The 6,035-nt window shown below is 59.7% G+C and carries 6 protein-coding genes and 3 pseudogenes; 5 read left to right on the top strand and 4 right to left on the bottom strand.

Features of this window, described 5'->3' with window-relative positions; genetic code table 11:
- Nucleotides 1-607 precede the first annotated feature (607 nt).
- Together AC1RT2_RS30505 and AC1RT2_RS30500 are read left to right on the top strand one after the other, a co-directional pair.
- Nucleotides 608-1,959 (top strand): annotated as a pseudogene (locus AC1RT2_RS30505) (IS3 family transposase).
- Nucleotides 1,960-2,560: 601 nt separating this feature from the next.
- Nucleotides 2,561-2,683, top strand: a complete 123-nt coding sequence (locus AC1RT2_RS30500; protein ID WP_493108053.1) for a hypothetical protein — start codon at nucleotides 2,561-2,563, stop codon at nucleotides 2,681-2,683.
- A gap of 277 nt (nucleotides 2,684-2,960) precedes the next feature.
- Here AC1RT2_RS30500 and AC1RT2_RS30495 read toward each other — a convergent pair whose 3' ends face one another.
- From AC1RT2_RS30495 to AC1RT2_RS30485, 3 genes are all read right to left on the bottom strand, one after another.
- The gene (locus tag AC1RT2_RS30495; protein WP_493108051.1) at nucleotides 2,961-3,479 is read right to left on the bottom strand and encodes a hypothetical protein; all 519 of its coding nucleotides are present in this window, start codon (nucleotides 3,477-3,479) and stop codon (nucleotides 2,961-2,963) included.
- A 91-nt stretch (nucleotides 3,480-3,570) separates the two neighbouring features.
- The gene (locus AC1RT2_RS30490; protein ID WP_493108049.1) at nucleotides 3,571-3,744 is read right to left on the bottom strand and encodes a hypothetical protein; all 174 of its coding nucleotides are present in this window, start codon (nucleotides 3,742-3,744) and stop codon (nucleotides 3,571-3,573) included.
- A 192-nt stretch (nucleotides 3,745-3,936) separates the two neighbouring features.
- Entirely contained in the window at nucleotides 3,937-4,080 is a 144-nt protein-coding gene (locus AC1RT2_RS30485) for a hypothetical protein (protein ID WP_493108047.1), read from the bottom strand.
- Nucleotides 4,081-4,228: 148 nt separating this feature from the next.
- On the opposite strand from AC1RT2_RS30485, the gene AC1RT2_RS30480 reads away from it, so the two are divergent.
- Together AC1RT2_RS30480 and xth are read left to right on the top strand one after the other, a co-directional pair.
- Entirely contained in the window at nucleotides 4,229-4,486 is a 258-nt protein-coding gene (locus tag AC1RT2_RS30480; RefSeq protein ID WP_493108045.1) for a hypothetical protein, read from the top strand.
- Between the two features lie 9 nt (nucleotides 4,487-4,495).
- Nucleotides 4,496-5,283 (top strand): annotated as a pseudogene (gene xth, locus AC1RT2_RS30475) (exodeoxyribonuclease III).
- Here the strand turns inward: xth and AC1RT2_RS30470 are convergent.
- Nucleotides 5,280-5,621, bottom strand: a complete 342-nt coding sequence (locus AC1RT2_RS30470) for a hypothetical protein (RefSeq protein WP_493108043.1) — start codon at nucleotides 5,619-5,621, stop codon at nucleotides 5,280-5,282. The pseudogene xth and the gene AC1RT2_RS30470 sit on opposite strands and share 4 nt — an antisense overlap.
- Between AC1RT2_RS30470 and AC1RT2_RS30465 the strand changes: the two are divergent.
- Nucleotides 5,593-6,024, top strand: a pseudogene (locus AC1RT2_RS30465) (non-homologous end joining protein Ku); the annotation flags it as partial. The gene AC1RT2_RS30470 and the pseudogene AC1RT2_RS30465 sit on opposite strands and share 29 nt — an antisense overlap.
- Between the last annotated feature and the right edge of the window lie 11 nt (nucleotides 6,025-6,035).

Genomic DNA, 6,035 nt, shown 5'->3' with positions numbered 1-6,035 from the left:
AGCACGAAGGTCGCGGCGACCACGTGCCAGCCGAAAAAGGGTTTTATCCTGGATGGTTGGCAAGATGTCATGACCTGAGCTCCAATGGGGACAGCCCCTTATGGCAGCTTCCCGGATACGAAGTTTCGGTCACGATCGAAGTGTGTCGTTTGGCGGCCCTTGGCCGTAGAATGGAAGACGGCAGTCGGCCTTAATCCGGCGTTGTGGTGCTGGCCGAGTTCTCTTACGTTTCTGACGAGCAGCACGGAGGTTCCATGACGGTCCACGCAAGAAACACACCTGTAGAACGCGTCCCTCCTGCAGTAGTTTCGAGCATGGGACAGAGCGAATGGGTTTCGATGGGGCTTTTGGCGGCCGCCATCCTGATCGGCAGCGTTGGCGCAGCTATTGCCTACCAAAACGGCCCGCCTGCTATGATCGGTGCCTTTGACTTCGCTTATGTCGGCTTTGCGTTATCAAGGGCATTGTTTTCTTCAAAGAGACCCCGACCTGGTCTCGTCCGTAGGCATCCTTATGATTGTCCGCCATCAACGCCCTTGAGACAAATGGCTGGTAATTGAGAAGGGAGGATTTCTGGTTCATCGTAGCCCTATCAAAGGACGCAAAGATGAGACAGAAATCCGGGCCGGAAAAACCAGCGGCAGAGCAAGTCATCAAGGACATTCGGCGTGCGACGCGCACGCACCACTCGGCCGAGGACAAAATCCGCATTGTGTTGGAAGGCCTGCGTGGCGAGTAGAGCATCGCTGCACTGTGCCGCCGCGAAGGCATTGCCGAGAGTCTTTATTACAGTTGGTCGAAGGAATTCCTGGAGGCGGGCAAGAAGCGCTTGGCCGGGGATACGGCCCGTGCCGCCACCTGCGACGAGGTGAAGGTGCTTCGCCGCGAGACGCGCGATCTTAAGGAGGTGGTGGCTGAACAGGCGCTCGAACTGCGACTGCTCAAAAAAAGCGTGATTGCGGCTGGGGGCGACGAGGAATGAGATATCCCGCTTCCGAGAAATTGGAGATCATTCGGATCGTCGAGCAGTCCCATCTCTCGGTCAAGGCCACACTCGACAAGCTGGGCATTCCGAGACCGACATTCTATCGCTGGTATGATCGGTTCCTCACCAATGGCGTCGAGGGACTTGAGGATCGGCATTCAGCGCCATCCCGGCTGTGGAACCGCATTCCCGACGATGTCCGCAGCCGGATCATCGACATGGCGCTGGAGCAGACGGAACTGTCACCGCGCGAGCTGGCGGTGCGCTTCACCGATACGGAAAAGTATTTTGTATCAGAGGCTTCGGTCTATCGTTTACTCAAAGCCCATGATCTCATCACATCGCCCGCCTTCATCGTCATCAAGGCGGGTGAGGAATTCAAGGACAAAACGACCCGGCCCAACCAGCTCTGGCAAACCGACTTTACCTATCTCAAGGTTATCGGCTGGGGCTGGTTTTATCTGTCGACCATTCTCGACGACTTCTCGCGCTACATCATCGCCTGGAAGCTGTGCACCACCATGAAGGTCGAAGACGTCACAGACACGCTGAACCTGGCGCTGACGGCCTCAGGATGCGACACGGCAAGGGTCGAGCACAAACCACGCCTGCTATCCGACAATGGCCCGTGTTACATCGCCGCTGACCTTGGCGACTGGCTCGAACAGCGGTCCATCGAACAGCTGCACGGTGCGCCGGGCCATCCCCAGACCCAAGGCAAGATCGAGCGCTGGCACCAGACCCTCAAGAACCGCATCCTGCTGGAAAACTACTACTTCTCGCAGGACCTTGAGGCCCAGATCGCTGCCTTCGTCGATCATTACAATCATCGCCGATATCACGAAAGTCTCGGCAACCTGACACCGGCTGACGTCTACTTCGGCCGTGGCCACGCCATCCTATTCGAACGCGAAAGGACCAAACGCGAAACCATCAAACTACGCCGCTTGCAACATCGTCAGCACGCGGCTTAAATCAGCCCCGACGAGGGACCAGAAACTCCGATCTTCGCAACGCCAATCTGTCTCAAATCATTCGCAGACGGACAGGTTTACGCACCGGAAACCAAGGGGCTGGTCTCAATCGTTGGTAGGTGGGATCGATCGGACGAGTGCATATCCTGGCGCCGCTACATGATGGAGTGTGATTCGAGGAATGAACATGCCGTACCAGCGCCTTCGTCGCCCCTTCCGAGACCATGCGCCGACTGAGCGTCTCGCCCGCGCGATTAGCGGCATCGACAAGCAACTCGAGCAACTGCCGCTTGCCGGTGAACCGGCTCCGCTCAGTGCCTATCGTGCCCGCCGCATCCTCGGGGAGGCGCATGCCCGCTGCCGCGAGCGCGCCGAAGCGCGGGCGCCGGCCTTTCCTTGCGCACCAGCTGCGCGGCCCGATGTGATGCCCAAGCCGCATCGGTCTCGCAGGGACCCGGTCGAGCGATACGAGGCGCTCCCGGGTCCTCAGCCTCTACCATCCGAACTGCAAGAATTCAGGGGTTGCCTTGAGCCGGCGCCGAAGACAGATTTGCGGTCCCGCAAATGTGAGTGCGGTTCGCATGCCTATGAGAGGATGGACATGACTTACGATTGGACCGGAGAGACGACGCGCAAACGCAACCGCTTAAAACTGACAGCGGCGGTTCTCCTCAGCCTCGTCATCGTTATCGGCATCCCCGCGGCCATCGCACCCCTCCTTTAATCCTCACCTTCACTCGCGCCAAAGCTGTTGCAGGGTCGCCAAGAGCGAAGACGGATCCTAATCCGTGAACGATGAGCGCGATCTCAAGATGTTGCCGGGGGATCCGAGTGCGCCTGGTGCGAAGGCGAGAAGTGCGGCGGAGACCGCTGCCAGGCGCCTGAGCGTGACGAGGACAGGTTCGAGCTAACGTCCTATCGATAACTGTCGGACCCCGCATCTACATTACAACAGCGGTGGGCCGCGTGCGTGATCGTCAGGTCCTTAGCCTTTCGCACCGTCAATCGGAGATGAACTCACACGCCAGTAAGGTCTTACCGTTCAAGGCGGCCCCTTCGCGAGCCACGATGAACACCTTGCCCGGCCCGGCAAGCCCCTCCTCCGGCTGCAACGCGCTTGTGAGTTCTCGCGTATAACCCTTTGTGGATGTACCCATCAGATCGTTGGTTTCGGGAGACAAATCATATTTGGCAGCCAGTTCGTCGGCACGTTGCCCCTCGATCAAGACGCCGACGGCACTGCCGGCGAAAAGCACTTCATCGCTCTTGAACCCGTCACGACCGATTTGATGCGGAAGCTTGTAGATTGCCGCGCCCAATCCGGACGTATCGGGCTTTGCAATCTTCTCCGCCGCCTCATACAGCGCAGTAGCGGTGTCCAGGGAGTAAGGCGGATTGCAAAGAGCTGCGTCATAAAACGCGGCATCGTCTGCTGTGGCTGCAACGCTGCCGGCCAGTAGCGTAGCGATGGTAATATATGTGCTGAGCATCGGGCGATTGACGAGTTTTGTCCTGAACATCGGATTCCGTAACGTAGGCGGTTGAACGTCGCCCAGCTAAAAGAGGCGGCGTTGGGAAGCCCTCATTAACACGTGCGGGCGGGAACGACACCTATGAAGCGAACAGCAGAATCGCAATGCCGATCAGTAACGGGCCTGCCCAGCGAAATTGCCCGACGATGCGGGTTAAAGAGTCTTGCCGGGCACCCATGTCGAGATAGCCGAACCCCGCGGCCGTCATCAAAACGCCGGCACAGAACATAATAACCTGGTCAATATGGGCCATTTGTCATCAGTCCCTGTTTTCGCGCGATTTTTTTCCGCCGCCCTGCCCTTTGCGAGTTCGTCGATAGGCTCGCCAGATACCGGATTTCCGGCACGGCCGGCTCCCAATTGGACATGCCGCATGCGGCGCGCGCACGTCGGCATACCGACAATGTGAAATCCCGGTGGCACATCCAGTGCTGAACCAGCTACACTAATCGGCACGCATCGTGGCGATAGACAGATCAAGGGCAGCCGACATGGTTTGCGGTGCAGGTTTTTCGACCTTCCACTCCTTGAAATGCCCGTCGATCCACATTCGGGCAACACCGTAGATGAAGGCGCGAGATGAAAACACGAGATCATCTCCGGAAATCCCGGCGTGCGTGCCTGCCCATGAGACAGGAACGAATCCGCCTCTCTGGGCATTTCTCCAGCAGACAAAGTTGGTTCGCCGCCCCGCTACTGAAGCGGGGCGGCTTTTGGAGTCCTACAGGAGGTCCGCCATGAATGTCAGAATTCCTCCGCCGCAACTGCCGACAACCGGTCCTGATGTCACGCTGGAATGCGAGCGGGCGATTGATGGCGCAGTGCGTGAGCTTGTCGATCATGCCGTCATCGCCGGTTGGCCACCCGAGGTGGCATTTGAGGCAATCAAACGCGCCGCCGAACGTCAGGCGACAGCCTATCACGAAGACCCCGACCCGGCAGACGACCCGGCCGAAGCTCGCCCGCCGACCAGCTTGTCGCTAGCGCCGTTCTAACGGCCGTCGATGAAGATCGCGACCTACACGTCAACGGGGTCAACGGACGCCTCGCCGTGCTGTTGCGATGGCTGAAGGAGGATTCCCCTGACATAGTCTGCCTGCAGGAACTGAAATCACCGAACGACCGGTTTCCGCGAGCGGCGCTGGAAACCGCCGGCTATGGCGCTGTCTGGAATGGCCAGAAGAGCTGGAATGGCGTTGCTATCCTTGCTAAAGGTCTCCTACCCCTCTTGACGCGGCGCGGCTTGCCGGTCGATCCCGACGACACCCATAGCCGCTACATCGAGGCGGCCATCGACGGCATGCTGATCGGTTGCCTCTATCTTCAGAACGGCAATCCCGCGCCCGGCCCGAAATTCAACTACAAGCTCCGCTGGTTTCAGCGCCTGCACGCCTATGCCGGCGAGCTCATCGATCTCGACGTTCCCGCCCTGCTGGTTGGCGACTTTAACGTCATGCCGACGGACCTGGATGTCTATGCGCGAGAGCGCTGGCGCGACGATGCGCTGTTTCGTCCGGAGGTCCGTAAGGCCTATGCCGAACTGGTTTCACAAGGCTGGACCGATGCTATCCGCCATCTCCACCCCGACGAGCGGATCTACACGTTCTGGAAATATTGGCGCCATGCCTACGAACGCGATGCGGGCCTACGGATCGATCACTTCCTGCTCAGTCCCGCTGTCGCCTCCTGGCTGCGCTCGGCGAGCGTGCGGCGCCACCCGCGAAGTTGGGACCACACCAGCGACCACGCACCAGTCATGATCGAAATCGAGCCGCCTGCCGATGCGGGCTAGGCTGAGGCCGGCTGCGCGCTTCGTCGTTCGCGCGACCGCGCGGCCCGTCGTGCTTCGCGAAGCTCCTCTATGGTCGGCAGCCACCAGCCACTCCGGCGCTCGTCATCCTGAGGCGCGGTCTTCGACGGCCACGTCTGCACCAGTTCCTCCAACGACGGAACGCGCCATATTCCCCAAACCTGGTCTTCGCCGAAGGCCGGATAGAGATCGGCGATCTCCTCATGCTCGATCAGCTCACCGGTGATATCGCTGATGATGACGATGCCATAGGCTTCGGTGGTGATGGGCCGGTCCAGCGGCGGAAGGTCCCCGGCCGGAAGGGGAATGCGCCGAACCATGCAATTCGACTACGAGGTTCGCTCGTCGGAAAAAGCGTTCGAAGAGGTTCCTAAGCTGCGCATCAAGGGCGAGATGCTGGATCTCGCCAAGCACATCATCGCCACCAAGAAAGGAACCTTTGATCCGGCGGAATTCGATGATCGTTATGAGGCGGCCGTCGCCGAACTGGTGAAGGCAAAGATCGCGGGCAAGGCCCTGCCGAAGCGCAAGGAGGTCAAGGTCTCGAAGCCGGACGATCTCCTCGCGGCCCTGCGTGAAAGCGCCAAGATGCTGAAGGCTGGCGATGACAAGCCGAAGCGGGCGGCCGCCAATGCCAACAAGGGCACCAGCCGGAAGCCGGCGGCGTGCACGCCGGCCGCGAAGTCGAGCCGTAACGCGGCTGCTCAGCGAAAAGCCGGTTGAGGAGAGAGATG

Source organism: Shinella sp. GW821-FHT11G07 (genome assembly GCF_058808115.1).
The sequence above is the reverse complement of the archived record's forward strand: the minus strand, read 5'-3'. Positions and strand labels throughout refer to the sequence as shown.